Below are 21,931 nucleotides of genomic sequence, written 5' to 3'. Positions count from 1 at the left end.
TTCCTTCATGTTCCTGGCCCCGGCGCTCTACGCCGTGCACGCCATCCTGACCGGCGTCTCGATGGCGCTGATGAACCTGCTGGACGTGAAGCTGGGCTTCACCTTCTCGGCGGGCCTCTTCGACTACGTCCTCAACTTCGGCAAGGCCACGCACCCGCTCTTCCTGCTGCCGATCGGGGCGGTCTATTTCGCCGTCTATTACGGTCTCTTCCGGTTCTTCATCGTCCGCTTCGACCTGAAGACCCCCGGCCGCGAGCCGGAGGAGGAAGCCGCGCTCCTCAACGCCGCCCCGGCCCCCAGCGCCGGCGGCCGCGGCGCCGACTTCGTCATCGCCCTGGGCGGACCTTCCAACCTCGTCAGCGTCGACGCCTGCACCACGCGCCTGCGCCTGATCGTCGCCGACCAGAAGGCGGTCGACGAAGCCCGCCTCAAGGCCCTGGGCGCGCGCGGCGTCGTGCGTCCCTCCGACAAGGCCCTGCAGGTGGTGCTGGGCCCCATCGCCGACACCGTCGCCGGCGAGATCCGCCAGGCGGCGGGCGCGGGGGTACAGGCTCCGGCCGTCGTGGCCGCTGCGCCGGTCCAGGCGGCCGATCCAAAGACCGCCCAGGCCCTGCTGCCGGGTCTCGGTGGCGCGGCCAACCTGCTGGCCGTCAGCGCCTGCTCCAGCCGTCTGCGGCTCGAACTGGCCGATCCGTCCAAGCTGGACGAGGCGGCGCTGAAGGCCGCCGGCGTCCGCGCGCTCGTGCGGCTTGATGGGCCGGTGGTGCACCTGGTGCTTGGACCCAAGGCCGAGGCCGTGGCCAAGGCGCTGCAAGAGGCGGTGGCCGTCTAGAGCGCTCACCCCTTCCGTAAGATCCCCGCGAAAGCGGGGACCCAGGCTTTTTCCGCCACCCACGGCGCTCGACGATAAAACACCTGGGCCCCCGCTTTCGCGGGGGTTTTACGGGGGAGGGGGCGGCGCCGAGGTTTGCCGCCTGACATCAATCAGCGACTCGCGTCATGCGGGGCCGCGCTCGCGGGGCGCGGGCGCCTTTTCGTGGGCGCCGGGCGCAAGTTGCGCGCGCGGAGGTCGGTGGATTGCGCGCGGAGCTTGCGTGCACCCGGGGTGTTGGGCGCGAATGGTCGCAAAAAAGGCATTAAATTGGTATTATGCCTGGCCCTGTCCAATAAGGACAAAATTTCACTAATCGACTGACTTTATTCGTATTTGTTGCCGATCGCCGATATGCGGCGCGGCTTAGCCCGACAAATTGGGCGCCTAACCGGCAATCTCTGCCGAAATACAAGCAATAGAACGGGTTGTCGGCTTTGACGGGTATCGCGTCGGCCCCTAGGTTGCCGGTGAGCAGCGAAAAAAGGTCTTTAAATGGTCTGCTCAAAAACAACGCCGCGGGGGAGCGGCGTTCACAGGGCGCGCGCGCCGCGCCAGCTTGAGGGGATAACAGGATGATCGGTCACAAGCTTACGAGTTTCAGGCCCGCCGCCCAGCGCAAGGCCTTCGCCCTGGCCCTGCTGGCGGGCGTCAGCTTCGCCGGCGTCGCCGCCGCGCAAGAGGCCGCGCCCAGCGAGGCCGTCGACGAGGTGGTGGTCACCGCCTTCCGCAAGAGCCTGGCCACGGCGCTCGACACCAAGCGCAACGACGTGCGCGTCTCGGACGGCATCTCGGCCGAGGACATCGGCAAGTTCCCGTCGGAAAACATCGCTGAAGCCATCCAGCGCATTCCGGGCGTGCAGATCTCCAACATCAACGGCCGCGGCTCGACGATCAGCATCCGGGGCCTGGGTCCGCAGTACGCCCTGACCACGGTCAACGGCCAGGCCTTCAAGAGCTCGAACTTCACCGACGGCTTCCGCTACGACGTCATCCAGACCGAGCTGGCCTCGGGCATCCAGGTCTACAAGTCGCCGACCGCCGACATGGACGCCGGCGGCCTGGCCGGCACCGTCAACATCGACACCGTGCACCCCTTCAACGTGAAGGGCCGCCAGTTGATCTTCGCCGGCAAGCTGCAGCAGCAGGAACTGATCGGCGGCGACCCGACCGCCAAGTTCGGCGCGACCTATGTCGACCACTTCCTCGACGGCAAGCTGGGCGTCTTCCTCGGCGCCGGCTACCAGGAGCTGAAGGACCGCGGCGACTATCTGTGGATGGACCGCTGGACCGTGAGCAACGGCGTCTACACCCCGGCCCGCCTGCGCTATCGCCGCATCGACCGCGAGACCAAGCGCAGCATGGTCAACGGCGCGATCCAGTTCAAGCCGACCGACGACCTGCAGATCGACGCCATCGCCACCTACGCCAAGGACGAGACGACGCAGGAACTGCACCAGCAGGTCTTCCTGTTCACCACCCCCTCGGCCTCGAACGTGGTGACCCTGGCGACGGCGAACAACACCGCCACCAAGGTGCAGATCAACAACTTCCGCCTCGAGAACAACCACCAGCACGAGGACCGTCCGCAGTCGACCGGCGCCTTCACCACCAAGGTGCGCTGGACCGGCATCGAGAACTGGGACTTCAGCGGCGTCGGCCACTATTCGCGCGGCCACGCCCTGTTCAACGAAGAGGCGGCGATCCTCGGGGTCAACATCTCGAGCGCCACGCTCGACATCAGCAACCCCAAGAACATCGTGTTCTCGACGGCGACGGCGCTGGACGACACCGCCCAGTACAACACCTCGACGCTGATCCGGAACACCTACCCGAACGGCGCCTACCGGACGATCGACTCCTACGAGAACGCCGGCCAGTTCGACGCCAAGCGCTACGTGAACTTCAGCATCCTCGACTCCGTGCAGTTTGGCGGCAAGATCCGCCAGGAAGTGCTCAAGCGCTACGTCGTGCGCCGCGACGGCCAGAACACCATCCCGGCCTCCTATTCGCCGACCATGGCCGGCTCGGGCATCCTGGTGACCAACTTCCTGGACGGCGACATGACGCTGCCGGGCAGCTGGGTGTCGCCGAACCTCGACGCCTATCGCGCGGCCCTCAAGGCCCAGGGCGTGACCGTCTACGAAGCCTTCGACCCGGCCGGTTCGTTCCGCGTCGAGCGTGACCTCGGTTCGCTCTACGCCATGGCCAACCTGAAGGGCGAAGTGCTGTCGCGCACCTTCCGCGGCAACATCGGCGTGCGTCGCGAAAGCACCGACCAGACCGTCAACGGCTATGTCGGCGGCGCGGCTAACCCGCAGAACACCGAAGTCAAGCTGGTGGCCGGCACCTACACGACCAAGAAGTCGTACGACAACGTCCTGCCGTCGGCGAACTTCAGCTTCGACATCACCGACAACCTGCTGCTGCGCGTCGCCGCGGCCAAGGTGCTGGTGCGTCCGATCATCGACTCCAACAACCAGCTGGCCACCACCATGACCAGCACCACCGACACCACCGGCCACAAGGTCTACACGATCTCGATCGGCCAGGGTTCGCTGGACCCGATGACCGCCAACCAGCTGGATGTCAGCCTGGAGTGGTACTACGGTTCGGGCAACGGCCTGTCGGCGGGCTTCTTCTCGAAGAAGGTCAAGAACGGCGTCTACACCTCGACCATGTGCCCGACCGCGTACGAAGGCACCTCGCTGTCGACCGACAGCAGCGGCGTCTGCGTCTCGGCCGCCGGCGACACCTACACCATCACCCAGAGCTTCAACGACGCGCGCACCGTCGACATCCACGGCTACGAGCTGAACTGGCAACAGTCGCTCGACGCCTGGCTGCCGATCGCGGGCTTCGGCCTGATCGCCAACTACACCCACGTCAATCCGGCGACCTCGGTGACCGGCTTCAAGCTGGCCAACCTGTCGGAGCACACCGCCAACGGCACGATCTACTGGGAAAACCAGACGTTCAGCGCGCGCCTGTCGGCCAACTATCGCAGCGCCTACGACCAGACCTCGGTCGAGAGCTTCTTCTCGGGTCCCCTGGGCCACACCGTTGACGCCCGCACCCAGTTCGACCTGAACCTGGGCTACAACATCAACGAGAAGCTCAGCCTGTCGTTCGCGGCGATGAACATCAACAACGCCCAGGAGAAGGCCTATCTCGGCAACGAGAGCCGCTGGCAGATGACCTCGGTCACCGGCCCCAGCTACTACCTGTCGTTCCAGTACAAGATGTAACCCCGTATCTCCTCCCCGGAGACGCCGTTCCGTGCGGCGCAACTGCTGGTCGCCGCCTGACTCCTGGGCGGCGACCAGATTTTCGTTTTGGAGCAAGAGCCAACGATGCCGTCCATCCCCTCGCGTCGCCAGACCCTGAAGCAGGCCCTGGCCCTGATGGCCGTCTCCACCGCGCCTTCCCTGGCCCAGGCGGCGGGTAAGACGGCGGGCAAGGCGGCTGGAGAGCCGGGCGGCGTGGCGGCGGCGCGGGCGGTGCTGGCGCGGCGGTTCGGACCCAAGGCCGCTGGAATCCAGCTGGCCCTGACGGCCTCCAAGGGCGGCAAGCCCGGCTACGTGGTGAAGGCGGCCGGCGGCAAGGCGGCGATCAGCGGCGACACGCCGGTGGCCCTGGCTCGCGGCGCCTACGCCTATCTGAAGGACAACGGCGCGGCTTCGGTGAGCTGGGAAGGCGACCGCGTCGCCCTGCCGGCCCGCTTGCCCGACGCCGACACCGGCCGGGTCGAAAGCCCCTTCGCCCACCGCGCCTACCTCAATACCTGCACCTACGGCTACACCACGCCCTGGTGGGGCTGGGACCGCTGGACCCGCGAGATCGACTGGATGGCGGTGCATGGCGTCGACATGCCGCTGGCCATGGAAGGCCAGGAATATGTCTGGCGGGCCCTGTGGCGCGAGTTCGGGCTGAGCGAGGCCGAGCTGGCCGACTACTTCTCCGGCGCGGCGTTCACGCCCTGGCACCGGATGGGCAATATCGAGGGCTATGCCGCCCCGCTGCCGACCGCGTGGATCGACAAGAAGAAGGATCTGCAGGTCAAGATCCTGTCGCGTATGCGCGGGCTTGGCATGACGCCGATCCTGCCGGCCTTCGGCGGCTACGTGCCCAAGGCCTTCGCCAAGAAGAACCCCAAGGCCAAGATCTACCGCATGCGGCCATGGGAAGGCTTCCACGAGACCTACTGGCTCGACCCGGCCGACCCGCTGTTCGCCAGGATCGCCGGCCGGTTCCTGGCGCTCTACACCCAGACCTATGGCGCGGGGACCTACTACCTCGCCGACTCCTTCAACGAGATGCTGCCGCCGATCAACGCCGACGGCGCCGATGCGCGCGACGCGGCCTATGGCGACGGCACGGCCAACACGGCGGCGACCAAGACCAAGGTCGAGGTCGATCCGGCCCTGAAGGCCGAGCGCCTGGCCGCCTATGGCAAGGCGATCTACGACTCCATCCGCCAGGCCCGGCCGGACGCGGTGTGGGTGATGCAGGGCTGGCTGTTCGGCGCCGACAGCCACTTCTGGGATCCGGCCGCGATCAGCGCCTATCTCAGCCGCGTGCCGGACGAGAAGCTGATGATCCTCGACATCGGCAACGACCGCTATCCCGACGTCTGGAAGAACGCCAAGGCCTTCGGCGGCAAGCCGTGGATCTATGGCTACGTCCATAACTACGGCGGCAGCAACCCGGTCTATGGCGATCTCGACTACTACCGCCGCGACATCGCCGCGGTGGCGGCCAGTTCCGAGACCGGCAAGCTGTCGGGCTTCGGCATGTTCCCCGAGGGCCTGCACAACAACTCGATCGTCTACGAGGCGGTCTACGACCTGGCCTGGAACGGCGGCGGGGCCTCGACGGCCGCCTGGCTGTCGAGCCGTTCGAAGGCCCGCTACGGCAAGACCTCGCCGCAGCTGGACGCGGCCATGGGCCTGCTGGTCCAGGGCGCCTATTCGACCCGCTACTGGTCCTCGCGCTGGTGGAAGAGCAAGGCGGGCGCCTATCTCTTCTTCAAGCGGCCGACGGCGACCATCGGCGAGTTCCCGGGCCATCCGGGCGACCGCGCCAAGCTGGATGCGGCCGTGCGGGCGCTGAGCGCCCTGGCGCCGGGCTACGCCAAGGAAAAGCTGTTCGTGCTCGACCTGGTCGACGCCGCCCGGCAGCTGGCCAGCCTGGAGATCGACGTCCAGCTGCAGGCCGCCGTCACCGCCTATCGCAAGGGCGACGCGGTTGCCGGCGACGCCGCCCGCCGCAAGGTTCAGGACCTGGCCTTGGCCATCGACGCCCTGCTGGGCGTGCAGCCCGAGACCCTGGCCACCTGGATCGACGACGCCCGCGCCTATGGCGACACGCCCGCCGACAAGGCGACCTATGTGAGCAACGCCAAGGCCCAGGTGACGGTGTGGGGCGGGGAGGGCAACCTCAACGACTACGCCTCCAAGGCCTGGCAGGGGCTCTATGCCGACTTCTACCTGCCGCGCTGGGGCCGTTTCCTCGACGCCCTGAAGGCGGCCGGGACCGGGTCCTTCGACGAGGCCGCCGTGGTCAAGGACGGGATCGCCTGGGAAAAGACCTGGCTGGCCGCCGACGTCGCCTATCGCCGCCAGGCGCCGGCCGACCCGGTCGCCGGGGTCAGGGCGCTGATCGCGCGTATCGACCGGGCCTAGCGAGCCGAACCACTTTAGCTTTCGACGTCCACATTCAACCGTTCAATCCCCGCGAAGGCGGGGACCCAAGCTGACTTTCAGGATTACGCGCGTTCCCGGGCAGGCCCGCCTGCTCAGCTTGGATCCCCGCCTTCGCGGGGAGACACGGTGCGGGGAGGCGAGCTCCGGAATGTCGAATGGCTCGAGGATCAGACCATGAGCACCAAGCCCGCCCCCCGCTTCCTGTCGCTGGACGTGTTCCGCGGCCTGACGGTCTGCCTGATGATCGTGGTCAATACCGCCGGTCCCGGCGCCAAGGCCTTCACCCAGCTGGTGCACGCCAAGTGGTTCGGCTTCACGGCCGCCGACGCGGTGTTTCCCTCGTTCCTGTTCGCCGTCGGCTGCTCGATGGCGTTCGCGTTCTCGCGGCCGATCCCGCTGCCGGACTTCACCGCCAAGGTAGCTAAGCGCACGGCGCTGATCTTCCTGCTCGGGTTCCTGATGTACTGGTTCCCGTTCGTGCATCACGTGGACGGGCACTGGGCGCTGGCGCCGTTCTCCCAGACCCGGGTGATGGGCGTGATGCAGCGGATCGCCCTGTGCTACCTGATCGCCGCCTTCGCCGCGCGGTTCCTGTCGCCACGCTGGATCCTGGCGCTGTGCGCGGGCCTGCTGCTGGGCTACTGGGCGATCCTGCTGGGCTTCGGCGACGGCGATCCCTATTCCAAGCTCGGCAACGCCGGCACCAAGCTCGACCTGCTGGTGGTGGGCCGCGACCACCTCTATCGCAAGGACGGCGGCTTCGATCCGGAGGGGCTGCTGGGCACCCTGCCGTCGGCGGTCAACGTGCTGGCCGGCTATCTCGCCGCCCGCGCCCTGCGCCAGGCGACCGACACCCGCAAGACCTTGGTCCGCATGGCCGGTATCGGCGGCGTGCTGATCCTGGCGGCCCTGGCCTGGAACCCCTGGTTCCCGATCGCCAAGAAGCTGTGGACCGGCCCCTTCGTGCTGCTGACGGTCGGTGTCGACCTCCTGCTGCTGGCCGCCCTGACGGCCGTGCTGGAAGGCCGCGAGCCCAACGCCGCCACCCGCTTCTTCCAGGTGTTCGGCCTCAATCCGCTGGTGATCTACCTGTTCTCGGAGCTGTTCGTGGTGACGCTGAACCAGTTCGCGATCGGGGGCGTGGGTCCCTACGAGTGGGTGGGCGTGCACGTGTTCCAGGCGGTCGCGCCGGGGCCTGTGGGCTCGCTGCTGTGCGCGGTGGCCTACATGCTGGTGTGCTGGCTGCTGGGCTGGGTGATGTACCGCAAGAATTGGGTGGTGAAGCTGTAGCTCCCTCTCCCATGGGGAGAGGGCTGGGGTGAGGGGGTACGCCGCCGGCCGGCGTGCCGGCACGCCGTCAAACCTCGTAACCACTCACCCTCCCATGGCTTCGCCATGGGCCCCTCCCTCTCTCTAAGAGAGAGGGTTTTCCTAAACCGCCCCCGCCGCCGCGCCCTCGGCATAGCCCTTCAGCCGCGCCGCGATGATCTCGCCCACGGCCTCGGCGGCGGGGCGCTGGGGGAAGTGGGTGCGCCAGACGATGCGGACGGTGCGGCTGGTCAGCGCCGACAGCGGCCGCAGCACGATGCCGGCGTCCTGCGCCGCGCCCGAGGCCAGGCCCGGGATCAGGGTGGTTCCGTAGCCGGCGGCGACCATGTTCAGCAGGGTCGAGAGGCTGGAGGCGCGCAGGGCCGTGCTCAGCGCCGTGCTGGACTTGCCGCAGGCCTCCAGCGCCTGGTCGCGCAGGCAGTGGCCGTCGGCCAGGACGAGGATGTCGCGCGCCAGGTCGGTCTCGGCGATGACCTTTTGGCCGGCCAGCGGATGGTCCGGCGGCAGGGCGGCCAGGAACGGTTCGGCGAACAGGGCGCGGCCGTCGAGATCGGGCGCGGCCTCGTCGGTGGCCAGCAGGACGGCGTCCAGCTCGTGGGCGCGCAGACGCTCCAGCAGGGCGGCGGTCTGGTCCTCCCAGGGCTCGATCTCGAGATGGGGCAGGGCCTCGCGCAGCGGAGCGAAGATCAGCGGCAGCAGGTAGGGGGCCAGGGTCGGGATGATCCCAAGGCGGAAGCGGCCGGCCAGCGGGTCGCGCAGGTTCCGGGCCGTGGCCAGCACCGCCTCGCCCGCCGTCACAGCCGCCCGGGCGTGGTCGAGCAGTTCGCGGCAGGCGGCGGTCGGGGCGGCGGTCTTGCTGGTGCGCTCGAACAGCGTGACGCCCAGCAGTTCCTCCAGCTTGCGGATCTGCACCGACAGGGTGGGCTGACTGACGCCGCAGGCGCGGGCGGCGCGGCCGAAATGCTCGTGCTCGGCCACGGCCAGCAGGTAGCGCAGGTCTCGCAGGTTCATGGTTCCTCCCGATAGGGGAAGCCTATCGCAACCATTGGATCTTGGCGCTTCTATTCAATCTGAGTTTGCGTGAAGGTCTTTCGCGGTGGCGCCTTCGGGCGGCGCCGGAATTCGGGCGCGGGACAGGTCGCGACGCCGTCAAAGAGCGCGACCGTCCTTCCGCCCCGGGAGGACGCCTTCGATGCCTCACGCCGTGGACGCCGTCCTGCAGGACGCGCTGCGCCGGGCGGGACTGCCGAGCCGCGGCCCGGCGCCCCGACTCCTGGCGCTGCTGCGCGCCTCCGAGGAGACCCACCTGACCCTGCCGGAGGTCGCCGACCTGGCCGCCGAGGCCGGCCTGTCGATCCCGCTTGGCGAACTGGCCCGCCAGATGGAGGCCTTCGCCGACCACGGCCTGGTCTCGCGCCTGCCGACCACCGGCCCCGAGCCGGTGTTCGACACCCAGCCCGAGCCGCACTTCCACATGGTCTATGAGGAGACGGCGCGGATCGTCGACCTGCACGTCTCCGAAGAGACCTTGCTGGCCATGCTGCGCGACGCCCTGGCCCGGCGGCCGGGCGGGGTGGAGGTGATGGTGGTGCTGCGCAAGCCGCCCGATGGGAAAGGCGAAGGCGGGAGCTAGTTTGCCTCGGCGGGCGCCAGGGCGATGTCGACCATGATCTCGCCCGAGATGTCCTCCAGCGCCGCCTGCACGGTCGCCACCGACAGGCCGGCGGGCAGGCGCAGCCGGGCCTCCATGTGGAACAGCGGCGCGCCCGAATGCGGTTCGACGCTGAGGCGCGTGCCGAAGGTCTCGATATTGGCCGAAAGGCCGCTGAGCACGCCCGTCACCTGGTGCACGATGCCCGGCCGGTCCTGGCCGACCAGGGCCAGCTGGATCGCTTCGCCGGCGGTCTCGGGCGCATCTACGGCAGGCGCGATCCGCACCTCCAGGCCCTGGGCGTCCACGGCGGCGACGGCCGCGCGCAGGGCCTCGACCTTGCCTTCGTCGAGCTCGACCAGCACCGAGCCGACATAGAGTCCGCCCAGCCGGCTGAGATGGCTCTCCAGCCAGTTGCCGCCTGCCGACAGCACCGCCTGGGCCAGCGCCTGGGTGAGGCCTGGCCGGTCGCTGCCGACGACGCTCAAGATCAGCCTGGCCATGGGAGTCCTTCACTTAAGCGGACGGGCGTCGCCCGAACGGAGGCGGCGAGCCAGCCACGACCCGCGGCGTCCGTCAATGCAGGCGGGTGCGTCGCGGACCGCCCTCGTCGTTGGCCGGCCGCTCCTTCATAGCGCTGTCGCTGCTTGCTTTTCGAGGCTTGCGCGACCTGCGTGGCTTGGAAGGCGGAGACGTGAGCGGCCGCTCACGCAGTCCCAGAACGCCGCGGAGGGTCTCGGTGATCGCCTGCTTGGAGGATTGGGCCAGGACTATCTCCTTGATTTGGTGATCGCGTTCGTTGTCTCGGTCTTGCAGGTCGGTTTGGATCACCAGTTTCGCGACCTCGTTGTCGGAGCACTTGGTGCGATAGGCGAAGAAGTGCTTGGCGATAGAGGCCAGGCAGCCCGCCGCGGCGCCGGCTATGGTTGTGAACAGTCCGATCCTGGCCAGAATGACGAGGTCGGCGGACGTGATGCTCAGGCCCATCGCGGCGGCCCTCCGGGCATGAGGACCCGTTCGCGGAAACCTCCGCGCAGGCTGACGGCGCATTGTCGAGCGGAGGCGCGTGATGCGCCCTGAATGTTCGGACCCAGATCGACCAAAACCGCCATGCCGCCTCCTTCTGGGGGCTCGTCTGGACGGCCGGCGACAATGGCGACGCCTTCGACCGACGCAGCGCGCCGCCACATCGCATAAGAGCCGTCGCCCAAGGCGTCAGGGAGATCGGACTAGGACTTCAGAACGTGCACGCGCGCGTATTCGCGCCGACGTGCTTTCGACACGTAGGTACGCCTTTATGGACTTCAGATATCGCTTATCCCGCCATTGAATCATGCCTAACCGGATGGTCGAGTTCAAGCCGGATTTCGCCACATTCCTGACCCTCAACTCCTCAGCATACGATCCACCCGCCCGGCCAGGTCGGCGACGGCGAAGGGCTTGGTCAGCACCTCCATGCCGGGCTGGATATGGCCGTGGTTGAGGACCGCGTTCTCGGCGTAGCCGGTAATGAACATCACCTTCAGGTCGGACCGCAGGGCGCGGGCGGCGTCGGCCACCTGGCGGCCATTCAGCCCGCCGGGCAGGCCGACGTCGGTGATCAGAAGGTCGATGCGGGCGTCGGTCTGCAGCAGGCGCAGGCCGGCCGGACCATCGGCGGCCTCGATGCAGGCGTAGCCCAGCTCCTGCAGCGCATCGACGATCAGCATCCGCACGGTCGGCTCGTCATCGACCACCAGCACGGTTTCGCCGGCGGCGGCGGGCGCGGGCAGGGCGGCGGCGACGTCGCTCTCGTCGCTCTCCTCCTTGCCGAAGTGACGCGGCAGGTAGATGCAGACCATCGTGCCCTGGCCCAGTTCGGAATAGATCCGCACGTGGCCGTGCGACTGGCGGGCGAAGCCGTAGACCATGGAAAGGCCAAGGCCCGTGCCCTCGCCGATCGGCTTGGTGGTGAAGAACGGGTCGAACACCCGCTCCTGGACAGCCTTGTCCATGCCCACGCCCGTGTCGCTGACGCAGATGCAGACATATTGGCCCGGCTCCATGCCGCGCTCATCGGCCGAGCGGCGGTCGAGCCACTTGTTGCCGGTCTCGATGGTGATGCGGCCGCCGTCGGGCATGGCGTCGCGGGCGTTGATGCAGAGGTTGAGGAGGGCGTTCTCCAGCTGGTTGGCGTCGACCAGGGTAGGCCACAGGCCGCCGGCCGCGACGGTCTCGACCTTGATCGCCGGTCCCACGGTGCGGCGCACCAGCTCGACGAACTCGGCCATCAGCCGGTTGATGACGATCGGCTTGGGCGACAGGGTCTGGCGGCGCGAGAAGGCCAGCAGGCGGTGGGTGAGGGCGGCGGCCCGCCGCGCCGCGCCCTGGCCGGCGGTCACGTAGCGGTCGACATCGACCATGCGGCCCTGCGACAGCCGCGTGCCGATCATCTCGAACGAGCCGGAGATGCCCGACAGCAGGTTGTTGAAGTCGTGGGCGAGACCCCCGGTCAGCTGGCCGACGGCCTCCATCTTCTGGGCCTGGCGCAGGGCGTCCTCGGCCTCGCGCAGGCGGTCCTGCTCGGCCAGGCGCTCGGTGACGTCGTAGACGAACTGATAGGCGCCGGCCTGGACGCCGGCCTCGTCGCGCAGCACGCCGAACCGCATCTCGTAGTCGCGGCGGTAGCCGGCGGGATCGCCATAGGCCTCGACCGCGACGAACTCCTCGCCGGCCAGGGCGCGTGACCAGACCGCGCGCACCTGCTCGCGGTTGTCGGGATGGTCGGCCAGCAGGTCGAGCATGCTGTCGCCGACCCGCGGGGTCACCCCGAACACCCGCTCGAACTCGCGCACCGCCGCGCCGTTGACGGCCAGCCAGCGGAAGTCGTTGTCGATCACCTGGACGAGGGCGGCGGTGCCCTCGACCACGTCGGCCAGCACCCGGCGCTCGGCCAGGGCCGAGGCCACCCGCTGCTCCAGGGTCTCGTTCAGCTGGCGCAGGGCCAACTCGGCCCGGCGGCGCTCGGTGACGTCCTGGAACAGCACCGCCACCTGCCTGCGCTCGGGCGGCTCGATGCGGAAGGCCGACAGCGAAAGGTAACGGCCGGTGGCCACCAGTTCCTGCTCGAAGCGGATCGGCTGGCCGGTTCGCAGCACCTGGCCGTAGCGCGCCACCCAGGCGTCGGCCTCGTCGCCCACCATCTCGCGCAGCTTCTGGCCGACCACCTCGGGGATGCCGGCGTGGCGGGCGTAGGCGGCGTTGGCGTCGACGTGGACATAGTCGCTTAGCGGCCCGTGCGGGCCGTCGAAGAATTCGATGATGCAGAAGCCCTCGTCCATCGAGTCGAAGAGGGTGCGGTAGAGCTGCTCGCTCTGGGCCCGATGCTGCAGCGAAAGCCGCAGGTCGAGCTGGCTCATCACCTGCCGGGCCAGCACCTGCAGGGTGCGCTGCTGCAGGGGCGACAGCTCCTTGGGCGCGGTGTCGAGCACGCACAGCGTGCCGATCGGCAGGCCCTCGGCGGTCTTCAGCAAAGCGCCGGCGTAGAACCGCAGGTGCGGCTCGCCGGTGACCAGGGGATTGCCGTCGAAGCGGTGGTCGCGCGTGGCGTCGGGCACCAGCAGGAAGTCGTCTTCCAGGATCGCCTTGGCGCAGAACGAGGTCTCCAGCGGCGTCTCGCGCACGCCCAGGCCGACCTCGGCCTTGAAGAACTGACGGTGCTCGTCGATCAGGTTGACGACGGCGATGGGCGCGCCGCAGATCTCGGCCGCCAGGGCGACGATCTCGTCGAAGGCCGCCTCGCGCGGGGTGTCCAGAATGTCGTAACGGCGGAGCGCCGCGAGGCGATCGGCCTCACGCTCCGCCGGATCGGCGGCGTCCATGCGAAACTTGAGGCCCCCCTCAATCACCGGCGGCGTCGGATAGCCGACGCGCCTATCGACTAGAGGCTTAAGACGCTTGGCGCGATCAACGGTTCCACGCGATCAGGGTAAAGTTTTTCAGCCCCAGCCTTCCGACACGCCGGCGCGGCGGGCCATCGGGGTGACGGCCAAGGGCTTCTGCGAGGGCTGCGGCTGGTCGGCCGGCTTGCCGTAGAGCCAGCCCTGGGCGAAGTCGACGCCGGCCTTGCGGACCACGTCCTCGACCTCGGCGGTCTCGACCATCTCGGCGACGGTGCGGACGTCGAGGTCGCGGCACAGCTCGACCAGGCGGCGCACCATGGCGCCGTCGCGGCTGTTGCCGGCCAGTTCGCGCACGTAGCGGCCGTCGATCTTGACGATGTCGAGGGTCAGTTCCTGGAGGTAGGCGAACGAGGCCGCGCCGGCCCCGAAGTCGTCCAGGCAGACCAGCGAGCCGAGGCCGCGCAGGGCCTGGATGTGGCGGTTGGCGCGGGGCAGGTCGTCGATGGCGCTGGTTTCGGTGACCTCGAAGATTAGCTTGCCCCTGGCGGCCGGAGTCTGGGTCAGCAGGCGGTTGATGTGATCGACGAAGGTCTCGCTGACGATGGTGCGGCCCGAGACGTTGACGGCCAGCTTCACCGCGCCGCTGCGGTCCGAGGCGATCCGGCGCACCGCCTGCTCGGCGATGGCGTGGTCCAGCTCCTCGATGATGTCGAACTCCTCGGCCATGCGGATCAGGGCGAAGGGGCTGGCGCCGTCCTCGAAGCGCACCAGCGCCTCGTGGTGGTGGGCCTGGCCAGAGGCGAGGTCGACCACGGGCTGGTAGGCCAGGGTGAAGCGGCGCTGGCTGACGGCCGCGCCCAGGGCGCCGGCGCGGGCCAGGGTGCGCTTGACCGAGCGGTTCATCGCTTCGGACAGGGTCAGCGGCGGGGTGTCCTTGAGGCCCTCGCGCAGGAAGTCGTCGAGGGCGTAGCGCAGGGCGCGCAGGCCGCGCGACGAGGTCCCGCCGTCCAGCGGCACCACGTGGGCGCTGGCGTCGAGGGCGGCGATCTTGGTCAGGCGGGCGGCCAGGGCCTCGGGGCGGTCGTCCTTGGCGCGCAGCAGGGCGTAGCGCTCGGGCGAGACCTGGGTGGCCATGGCGCCGGCGTGGGACTCGGCCCGCACCGCGCCGGCGATCTTCAGGTCCAGCGCCAGGGCGTCGGGCGCGTTCAGGCCCTCGCGCAGGGCCGACAGGCCGGCGAACTCGACCATGGCCAGTTCCAGCTCGAGCCCGGTGACCCGCGCGGCTTCAAACAGGCCCTTGGCGATCTCCTCGAAGTTCTCGCGCGGGCGCAGGCCGGCGGCGTCGAGGCCTCCCGCGGGCGCGCGGGCGGCGGTGACCGCGATGGAGGTACGACCGAAATTGTCGGGGAGGGCGCGCAGAGTGACTCCAACGAAGCGCTCCGGCTCCCCGGCGACGCGGACGGTGACCGGACCCCGGCGCTGGCCCTCGTCGAGAGCATAGAGCGCGGCGTCCATCAGCGGGCGGTCCGCGGCGGTGAACAGGTCGCGCCAGACGCGGCCGATCAAGGAGGTTTCAGGCTTGCCCATGATCTTTTGCGCCGCGCCCAGGGCGAGGCTGACCCGGTCGCCCTCGAGTTCCAGCAATAGGTCGGCGCTGGCGAAGGCCAGTCCCAGCAGGCGGCGCGGATCGATCGACAAGGCAGAGCTCCCCAGAGGTGGGGCAGCTTGCGCGCCTTAGCTTAAAGACCCGTGCACGGGGGCGGGTCGCCGATGGGGCTGCGACCGCCCGTCGCAGGCAGGTCCGGCGGGCGCGCCGGAACGAAAAAGAACATCTTGCGAACATAGAACAAAATGTGTACGCATTAATCATTCCACAGGCGGTGGGCGCCGAGGCGCTCGAACTTCCGGCCGGACGGTCGGAATCATGGAATAAGGCGGATCATCCAATGACCAGTCAGGCGGCTTTGAAACTCGTGGGCAAGGAAGAAGGCGACAAGGCGCGGGCGCTAGAAGCGGCCCTGGCGCAGATCGATCGGGCCTTCGGCAAGGGCTCGGTGATGAAGCTGGGCGAAAAGGGCAAGGTCGAGATGGAGTCGGTCTCCACCGGCTCGCTCGGCCTGGACATCGCGCTGGGCATCGGCGGCCTGCCCAAGGGCCGGGTGATCGAGATCTACGGCCCTGAAAGCTCGGGCAAGACCACCCTGGCCCTGCACGTCGTCGCCGAGGTCCAGAAGGCCGGCGGCACCGCCGCCTTCGTCGACGCCGAGCACGCGCTGGATCCGGGTTACGCCTTCAAGCTGGGCGTCAATCTCGACAATCTGCTGGTCTCGCAGCCGGACAACGGCGAGCAGGCCCTGGAGATCACCGACACCCTGGTGCGCTCGGGCGCCGTCGACATCGTCGTGGTCGACTCCGTGGCCGCCCTGACCCCGAAGGCCGAAATCGAAGGCGAGATGGGCGACAGCCTGCCCGGTCTTCAAGCTCGTCTGATGAGCCAGGCGCTGCGCAAGCTGACCGGCTCGATCAACAAGGCCAACACAATCGTCATCTTCATCAACCAGATCCGTCACAAGATCGGGGTGATGTACGGCAGCCCGGAAACGACCACGGGCGGCAACGCGCTGAAGTTCTACGCCTCGGTGCGCCTGGACATCCGTCGCACCGGCTCGGTCAAGAACCGCGACGAGATCATCGGCAACAACGTCCGCGTTAAGGTGGTGAAGAACAAGGTGGCCCCGCCGTTCCGCGAGGTCGAGTTCGACATCATGTACGGCGAGGGCATCTCGAAGCTGGGCGAGATCATCGACCTGGGCGTCAAGGGCGGCATCATCGACAAGGCCGGCTCCTGGTTCTCCTACAACAGCCAGCGCATCGGCCAGGGCCGCGACAACGTCCGCGAGTTCCTCAAGAACAACAAGGACCTGGCCAACGAGATCGAGATGGCCGTGCGCAAGGCCTCGCAGAAGATCGAGGAAGAGCTGCTGGTCGGCGGTCCCGAGGACGGCGAGGAAGAATAAGAGACAGCTCGGGGCGCGCCTGCTCCGAGTTTCGCGGCCGCCGCCCGCCGAGGGCGACCCCGCCATACGCCCGCGGCGGATCTACACCGCCACGACGGCCGCGATCCCCGGACGCCTGGACCCCATGCCAGGCGTCCGATTTCGTTTATCCTCCCCCGCAAAGCGGGGGTGGTGGCGCGGCGCGAAACGCGTCGTGACGGAGGGGGCGACCGCCGCAGAGGGCCGGCCTTCCCCCTCAGTCGCTCCGCGAGAGCTCCCCCAAGGGGGGCACCTTCCTGGCGCGGCTCCGACCAAAAGATCCTCCCCCTCTGGGGGAGGTGGCGCGAAGCGCCGGAGGGGGGCCGTTTTCAGCTTCCGAAATATCGGCCGGTTTCCCCCGCGACAGGGTAGGCGAGAAGCCCCAGCCCCTCAGTTCCCGATCTTCGTCCACGGCCGCTGCACGCACACCGGAGCGCCGTCGATCACGGCCACCCGCGCCGATCCCGTCGGCGCATAGAACGCCCGCCGCCCGCCGATGCTGACCGCCAGGGCGATCGGGCCGCTGAAGTCGCAGACCGGCGCCTCGCGTTTGCCGCTGGCCTGGGCGTAGGTCCGGTGGGTGCATTCCATGTGGCCGGCGCCCCGCGCCACGCTGAGGCTGTCAAAGGCGAAGGTCATCGGCTTGCGCTGCCGGGCCTCGAAGGCGGCCTGATCCAGGGCCGGGCAGGGCGTTCCCACCAGGCTCCAATAGGCCTCGGCGGCGCCGGCGGCCTCGCGCTGCTTGACCACGACGAAGCCGATCAGCGGCGCGGCGAGGGCGATGGCGATCGCCGCCCAGAAGATCCAGCCGCCGCGCCTGGCGCGTCCATCGACCCGCACGGCGGCTGCTCGTCCCGCGATCCCGGCGTCGGTCATGGCGTTCCTCCCGTAGGGCGATAGTAGGAGCGGGAGGCCTGTCAAGCCAAGGGGGCGACAGCGCTCCCGGTGGACTTCCTGGCGCTGCGCCAACCAAGATCCTCCCCCTCAGGGGGAGGTGGCCCGGAGGGCCGGAGGGGGGACGTTTTCAGCGTCCGCCGCGTTGGCCGTCCGCCAACATACGCCCCCCACCGATCGCCAGGCGATCGCCTCTCCCACGGGGTGAGGTTCTTCCATTCGATTTCCACAAATCTTGAAACCGCGCTATGCAGCGCCGACTTCCGGCCGACACCGGACCTTTCGAGATTCCCGAGACGACGATGCCTAGCCTCAACGAGATCCGCAGCACCTTCCTCGACTACTTCGGCAAGGCCGACCACGCCGTCACGCCGTCGGCGCCGCTGGTGCCGCAGAACGATCCGACCCTGCTGTTCGTCAATGCGGGCATGGTGCCGTTCAAGAACGTCTTCACCGGCGCCGAGACCCCCGCGCATCCGCGCGCGGCCAGCTCGCAGAAGTGCGTCCGCGCCGGCGGCAAGCACAACGACCTGGACAACGTCGGCTACACCGCCCGCCACCACACCTTCTTCGAGATGCTCGGCAACTTCTCGTTCGGCGACTACTTCAAGGAACAGGCGATCACCCACGCCTGGACCCTGTTGACCGGCGAGTTCGCCCTGCCCAAGGACAAGCTGCTGGTCACGGTCTACCACACCGACGACGAGGCGGCCGATCTGTGGAAGAAGATCGCCGGCCTGTCCGACGACAAGATCATCCGCATCCCGACCAGCGACAACTTCTGGTCCATGGGCGACACCGGCCCCTGCGGCCCGTGCTCGGAAATCTTCTACGACCACGGCGAAGGCATCTTCGGCGGCCCTCCGGGCAGCCCGGATGAAGACGGCGACCGCTTCATCGAGATCTGGAACCTGGTGTTCATGCAGTTCGAGCAGCTGGCCGGCGGCGAGCGCCTGTCGCTGCCCAAGCCCTCGATCGACACCGGCATGGGCCTGGAGCGCATCGCCGCCGTCCTGCAAGGCCAGCACGACAACTACGACATCGACCTGTTCAAGGCCCTGATCGCCGCCTCGGTCGAGCTGACCGGCGTCAAGGCCGAGGGCGACCAGGCCCCGTCGCACCGCGTGATCGCCGACCACCTGCGTTCGTCGTCGTTCCTGCTGGCCGACGGCGTCACCCCGTCGAACGAAGGCCGCGGCTACGTGCTGCGCCGGATCATGCGCCGGGCCATGCGCCACGCCTATCTGCTGGGCGCCAATGAGCCCCTGATGCACCGTCTGGCCCCGACCCTGGTGGCCGAGATGGGCCAGGCCTATCCGGAACTGCGCCGCGCCGAGGCCTCGATCGTCGAGACTCTGCGCCAGGAGGAAGAGCGCTTCCGCGTCACCCTGGGTCGCGGCATGGGGCTTCTTGACGAAGCTACCGCCGGGCTCGAAAGCGGCGGCGTGCTGGACGGCGAGACCGCCTTCAAGCTCTACGACACCTACGGCTTCCCGCTCGACCTGACCCAGGACGCCGTGCGCGCCAAGGGCATCACGGTCGACACCGACGGCTTCGACGTGGCCATGGACCGTCAGCGCCAGATGGCCCGCGCCAACTGGGCCGGTTCGGGCCAGCAGGGCGCGGCCGCCGCCTGGTTCTCGATCAAGGAAAAGGCCGGCGCCACCGACTTCGTCGGCTACGAGACCACCGAGACCACCGGCGTGGTGAAGGCCATCGTCGCCGACGGCGCCGAGCTCGAGTCCGCTGAGGCCGGCCAGACCGTCGACGTGCTGCTCGACCGCACCAGCTTCTACGCCGAGAGCGGCGGTCAGGCCGGCGACACCGGCGTGATCGAGGCCAATGGCGCCGAGAGCCGCGTGCTCGACACCCAGAAGCAGGCCGGCGAACTGCACGTGCACCGCGTCGAATTGGCCGGTCCGCTGAAGGTCGGCGACCAGGTTGTGGCTTCGGTCGACGCCGAGCGCCGCCACACCACCCGCTCCAACCACTCCGCCGCCCACCTGGTGCACGCGGCCCTGCACCATGTGCTCGGCCCGCACGTCGCCCAGAAGGGCCAGATGGTCGACGGCGAGCGCATGCGCTTCGACTTCAGCCACGGCGGCCCGCTGTCGCCCGACGAGATCGAGCGCATCGAGGCCGAGGTCAACGCGGTCATCCGTCAGAACGTGGCGGCCCAGACCAAGGAAATGGCCCCGCAGGAGGCCATCGAGGCCGGCGCCGTGGCGCTGTTCGGCGAAAAGTACGGCGACAGCGTGCGCGTGCTGACCCTCGGTGACTCGCTGAGCGAAGCCGGCAAGGCCTATTCGGTCGAGCTGTGCGGCGGCACCCACGTGGCCCGCACCGGCGACATCGCCTTGTTCAAGATCGTCTCCGAGCAGGGCGTGGCCGCCGGCGTGCGCCGCATCGAGGCCCTGACCGGCGAGGCGGCCCGCCGCTTCCTGCTCGACCAGGCCGGCGTCGCCAAGGCCCTGGCCGACCAGTTCAAGACCCCGGTCGCCGAGGTCCTGGCTCGCGTCGACGCCCTGGTGGCCGAGCGCAAGAAGCTGGAGAAGGAACTGGCCGAGGCCAAGAAGCAGCTGGCCCTGGGCGGCGGCGGCGCGGCCTCCGGTCCGGAAGACGTCAGTGGCACCGCCCTGATCGCCCGCGTCCTCGACGGCGTCGGCGGCAAGGAACTGCGCGGCGTCGCCGAGGAGTTCAAGAAGCAGCTGACCAGCGGCGTCGTGGCCCTGGTGGGCACGACCGACGGCAAGGCCGCCGTCACCGTGGCGGTGACCGCCGACCTGGTCGGCAAGTTCAGCGCCGCCGAACTGGCCAAGGCCGCCGTGATCGCCATGGGCGGCCAGGGCGCGGGCGGCAAGCCCGACTTCGCCCAGGGCGGCGCCCCGGACGCGACCAAGGCCGACGACGGCCTGGCCGCCATCAAGGCCGTTCTGGCCGGCTGATCGCCTTAGATCGGCCCGCTTCCTCGCCGAAGCGGGCCGACTTCGTTCTCAAGTCAGTATCGGCGGACCAGCGCCTGCGTAAGATCCACAACATCATGCCCGATCCCGCCGAGCGTCGCGCCTGGCGGGTCTGGCTGGGCCTCGCCGCCGTGGTGGCGGTGATCGGCGGCGGCGTCGGCCTGACCGTCTCGCGCTGCACGCGGCCGTCCGAGCCTGGCACAAAGGCCGAGCGCCAGGTCGCCGCGGCCGCGACCCCCGTCGTCCTGCCGCTGGAGGCCAAGGACTGGCGCGGCAAGATCGACTACCGCGCGCTGGACGCCCGCATCCGCACGATGATGGCCGACCGCAGCATGACGGGCCTGGCCGTCGCCGTGGTCGAGGACGGCCGGCTGTCGTTCGTGAAGGGCTATGGCCAGACCACGCCGAACGACGGCGAGGCGGTGAACGCCGACACCGTGTTCCGCTGGGCCTCGCTGTCCAAGACCGTGGCCTCGACCCTCAGCGCGCGGCTGGCCGGGGAGGGAGCGTTCTCGCTGCAGGACCCGCTGGCCAGGTTCGGCGTCAGCCTGCGCCTGCCGGGCGGGGCCGAGCAGACCCTGACGGTCGAGCAGCTGCTGTCGCAGCGCACCGGCCTGCCGCGCAACGCCTATGACGGCTGGCTGGAAGGCGGCCGTGATCCGAAGACGATCCGGCAAGCCCTGGGCGCGGTGCCGCCGCAGTGCCCGCCGGCCACCTGCCACACCTATCAGAACCTCGCCTACGACACGATCCGCGAGGTCATCGAGGCCTCCACCCACCGGCCCTACGCCGAGGAGGCGCGCCAGAAGCTGTTCCTGCCGCTGGGCATGGGCAGCACGACCATCGGCATGGAGGAGATCCGTGGCGAGCGGCACTGGGCGCGGCCCACCCGCTACGGTCGCGAGTCGATCCTGGCCGAGGCCTATTACCGGGTGCCGGCCGCCGCCGGTGTGAACTCCAACATCGTCGACCTGGCGCGCTGGATGCAGGCCCAGATGGGCCTGGCGCCCGCCGTGCTGCCGGCCAGGGTGCTGGAGGAGATCCAGCGTCCGCGCGTGCTCACCAACCGGCCCTACGGCAACTCGCCGCTGGGCCGCTCGCTCGACAAACCGGCCTACGGCCTGGGCATGCGCAGCTTCGGCTACCAGGGCCACCGCCTGGCCGGCCACAGCGGCGCCGTCGACGGCTACCGCTCGACCATGATGTTCGACCCGGCGACCAAGACCGGCGTCGTCATGCTGTGGAACAGCGAGAGCAGCCTGCCCTTCAAGCTGCAGGCCGAGGTCTTCGACCTCTACTACCACCTGCCGTTCACCGACTGGCTGCAGCTGAAGGGCAGCGAGGCGGTGGAGGTCGCGCCCTGAGGGGCGGTTTTCGTCAGCTCAAATCCATCGTCATCCCGGCCGAAGCGCGCAGCGCGTAGAGCCGGGACCCAGGGGCCGCCGCAGTGTGTCGGCCGCCCGCGGATGGCGAACCCGTGCGCCGGGCCCAGTCCCCTGGGTCCCGGGTCTGCGGTCCGCTTCGCGGCCCTCCGCCCGGGATGACGGGCGAGGGGGTGAACGAAAAAGGGCGCTCCTCCCTCTCGGAAAGAGCGCCCCTGTC

At 69.0% G+C, this 21,931-nt stretch carries 14 protein-coding genes and 1 pseudogene; 8 read left to right on the top strand and 7 right to left on the bottom strand.

The genetic code is table 11. From position 1 onward, the window contains the following. From AC2YHT_RS02065 to AC2YHT_RS02050, 4 genes are all read left to right on the top strand, one after another. Positions 1-832: PTS sugar transporter subunit IIB (locus tag AC2YHT_RS02065; protein ID WP_487287926.1), on the top strand; the 832-nt coding region annotated here is incomplete at its 5' end. Between the two features lie 614 nt (positions 833-1,446). Beyond that, entirely contained in the window at positions 1,447-4,119 is a 2,673-nt protein-coding gene (locus AC2YHT_RS02060) for a TonB-dependent receptor (protein WP_487287925.1), read from the top strand. A 105-nt stretch (positions 4,120-4,224) separates the two neighbouring features. After that, positions 4,225-6,555 (top strand): alpha-N-acetylglucosaminidase, encoded by a 2,331-nt coding sequence (locus AC2YHT_RS02055; RefSeq protein ID WP_487287924.1) that lies wholly within the window; start codon positions 4,225-4,227, stop codon positions 6,553-6,555. Between the two features lie 195 nt (positions 6,556-6,750). After that, a complete protein-coding gene (locus AC2YHT_RS02050) occupies positions 6,751-7,866 on the top strand; it encodes an acyltransferase family protein (RefSeq protein WP_487287923.1) in 1,116 nt (371 codons plus the stop codon). Positions 7,867-8,007: 141 nt separating this feature from the next. Here the strand turns inward: AC2YHT_RS02050 and AC2YHT_RS02045 are convergent, their stop codons facing one another. Further along, a complete protein-coding gene (locus AC2YHT_RS02045) occupies positions 8,008-8,916 on the bottom strand; it encodes a LysR substrate-binding domain-containing protein (RefSeq protein ID WP_487287922.1) in 909 nt (302 codons plus the stop codon). 181 nt (positions 8,917-9,097) lie between these two features. Between AC2YHT_RS02045 and AC2YHT_RS02040 the strand changes: the two genes are divergently transcribed. Next, entirely contained in the window at positions 9,098-9,538 is a 441-nt protein-coding gene (locus tag AC2YHT_RS02040) for a transcriptional repressor (protein ID WP_110118725.1), read from the top strand. On the opposite strand, the gene AC2YHT_RS02035 is transcribed toward AC2YHT_RS02040, so the two are convergent. From AC2YHT_RS02035 to AC2YHT_RS02015, 5 genes and pseudogenes are all read right to left on the bottom strand, one after another. Continuing rightward, a complete protein-coding gene (locus tag AC2YHT_RS02035) occupies positions 9,535-10,059 on the bottom strand; it encodes a glycine cleavage system transcriptional repressor (RefSeq protein ID WP_487287921.1) in 525 nt (174 codons plus the stop codon). The genes AC2YHT_RS02040 and AC2YHT_RS02035 overlap by 4 nt on opposite strands. Positions 10,060-10,132: 73 nt before the next feature. Continuing rightward, positions 10,133-10,543 carry a hypothetical protein gene (locus AC2YHT_RS02030; RefSeq protein WP_487287920.1) on the bottom strand — a complete coding sequence of 137 codons (411 nt, stop codon included), beginning with the start codon at positions 10,541-10,543 and terminating at the stop codon, positions 10,133-10,135. 398 nt (positions 10,544-10,941) lie between these two features. Then, on the bottom strand, positions 10,942-12,957 hold the full coding sequence (locus AC2YHT_RS02025) for a PAS domain-containing protein (RefSeq protein WP_487287941.1): 2,016 nt from the start codon (positions 12,955-12,957) through the stop codon (positions 10,942-10,944). Then, positions 12,958-13,416: pseudogene (locus tag AC2YHT_RS02020) on the bottom strand (GAF domain-containing protein); the annotation flags it as partial. A gap of 117 nt (positions 13,417-13,533) precedes the next feature. Next, the gene (locus AC2YHT_RS02015; RefSeq protein WP_487287919.1) at positions 13,534-15,135 is read right to left on the bottom strand and encodes an EAL domain-containing protein; all 1,602 of its coding nucleotides are present in this window, start codon (positions 15,133-15,135) and stop codon (positions 13,534-13,536) included. A gap of 248 nt (positions 15,136-15,383) precedes the next feature. Here AC2YHT_RS02015 and recA point away from each other — a divergent pair, with 248 nt between their 5' ends. Beyond that, on the top strand, positions 15,384-16,454 hold the full coding sequence (recA, locus tag AC2YHT_RS02010) for a recombinase RecA (RefSeq protein ID WP_487287918.1): 1,071 nt from the start codon (positions 15,384-15,386) through the stop codon (positions 16,452-16,454). A gap of 408 nt (positions 16,455-16,862) precedes the next feature. On the opposite strand, the gene AC2YHT_RS02005 is transcribed toward recA, so the two are convergent. Then, positions 16,863-17,348 (bottom strand): hypothetical protein, encoded by a 486-nt coding sequence (locus AC2YHT_RS02005; protein WP_487287917.1) that lies wholly within the window; start codon positions 17,346-17,348, stop codon positions 16,863-16,865. A 320-nt stretch (positions 17,349-17,668) separates the two neighbouring features. Here AC2YHT_RS02005 and alaS point away from each other — a divergent pair, with 320 nt between their 5' ends. After that, a complete protein-coding gene (gene alaS / locus AC2YHT_RS02000) occupies positions 17,669-20,311 on the top strand; it encodes an alanine--tRNA ligase (protein ID WP_487287916.1) in 2,643 nt (880 codons plus the stop codon). A 95-nt stretch (positions 20,312-20,406) separates the two neighbouring features. Further along, a complete protein-coding gene (locus tag AC2YHT_RS01995; protein WP_487287915.1) occupies positions 20,407-21,693 on the top strand; it encodes a serine hydrolase domain-containing protein in 1,287 nt (428 codons plus the stop codon). Positions 21,694-21,931: the final 238 nt, after the last annotated feature.

Source organism: Caulobacter sp. SRI_008, from assembly GCF_057586355.1.
Note: the sequence above shows the minus strand (reverse complement) of the source record. Positions and strands in the feature narration are given on the sequence as shown.

Excerpts from the sequence above, each read along its gene's own strand:
- AC2YHT_RS02060 (WP_487287925.1), top strand. The coding sequence starts at position 1,447 with ATGATCGGTCACAAGCTTACGAGTTTCAGGCCCGCCGCCCAGCGCAAG.
- AC2YHT_RS02055 (WP_487287924.1), top strand. The coding sequence starts at position 4,225 with ATGCCGTCCATCCCCTCGCGTCGCCAGACCCTGAAGCAGGCCCTGGCC.
- AC2YHT_RS01995 (WP_487287915.1), top strand. The coding sequence starts at position 20,407 with ATGCCCGATCCCGCCGAGCGTCGCGCCTGGCGGGTCTGGCTGGGCCTC.
- AC2YHT_RS02005 (WP_487287917.1), bottom strand. The coding sequence starts at position 17,348 with ATGACCGACGCCGGGATCGCGGGACGAGCAGCCGCCGTGCGGGTCGAT.
- AC2YHT_RS02045 (WP_487287922.1), bottom strand. The coding sequence starts at position 8,916 with ATGAACCTGCGAGACCTGCGCTACCTGCTGGCCGTGGCCGAGCACGAG.
- AC2YHT_RS02035 (WP_487287921.1), bottom strand. The coding sequence starts at position 10,059 with ATGGCCAGGCTGATCTTGAGCGTCGTCGGCAGCGACCGGCCAGGCCTC.
- AC2YHT_RS02040 (WP_110118725.1), top strand. The coding sequence starts at position 9,098 with ATGCCTCACGCCGTGGACGCCGTCCTGCAGGACGCGCTGCGCCGGGCG.
- AC2YHT_RS02050 (WP_487287923.1), top strand. The coding sequence starts at position 6,751 with ATGAGCACCAAGCCCGCCCCCCGCTTCCTGTCGCTGGACGTGTTCCGC.
- recA (WP_487287918.1), top strand. The coding sequence starts at position 15,384 with ATGACCAGTCAGGCGGCTTTGAAACTCGTGGGCAAGGAAGAAGGCGAC.
- AC2YHT_RS02030 (WP_487287920.1), bottom strand. The coding sequence starts at position 10,543 with ATGGGCCTGAGCATCACGTCCGCCGACCTCGTCATTCTGGCCAGGATC.
- alaS (WP_487287916.1), top strand. The coding sequence starts at position 17,669 with ATGCCTAGCCTCAACGAGATCCGCAGCACCTTCCTCGACTACTTCGGC.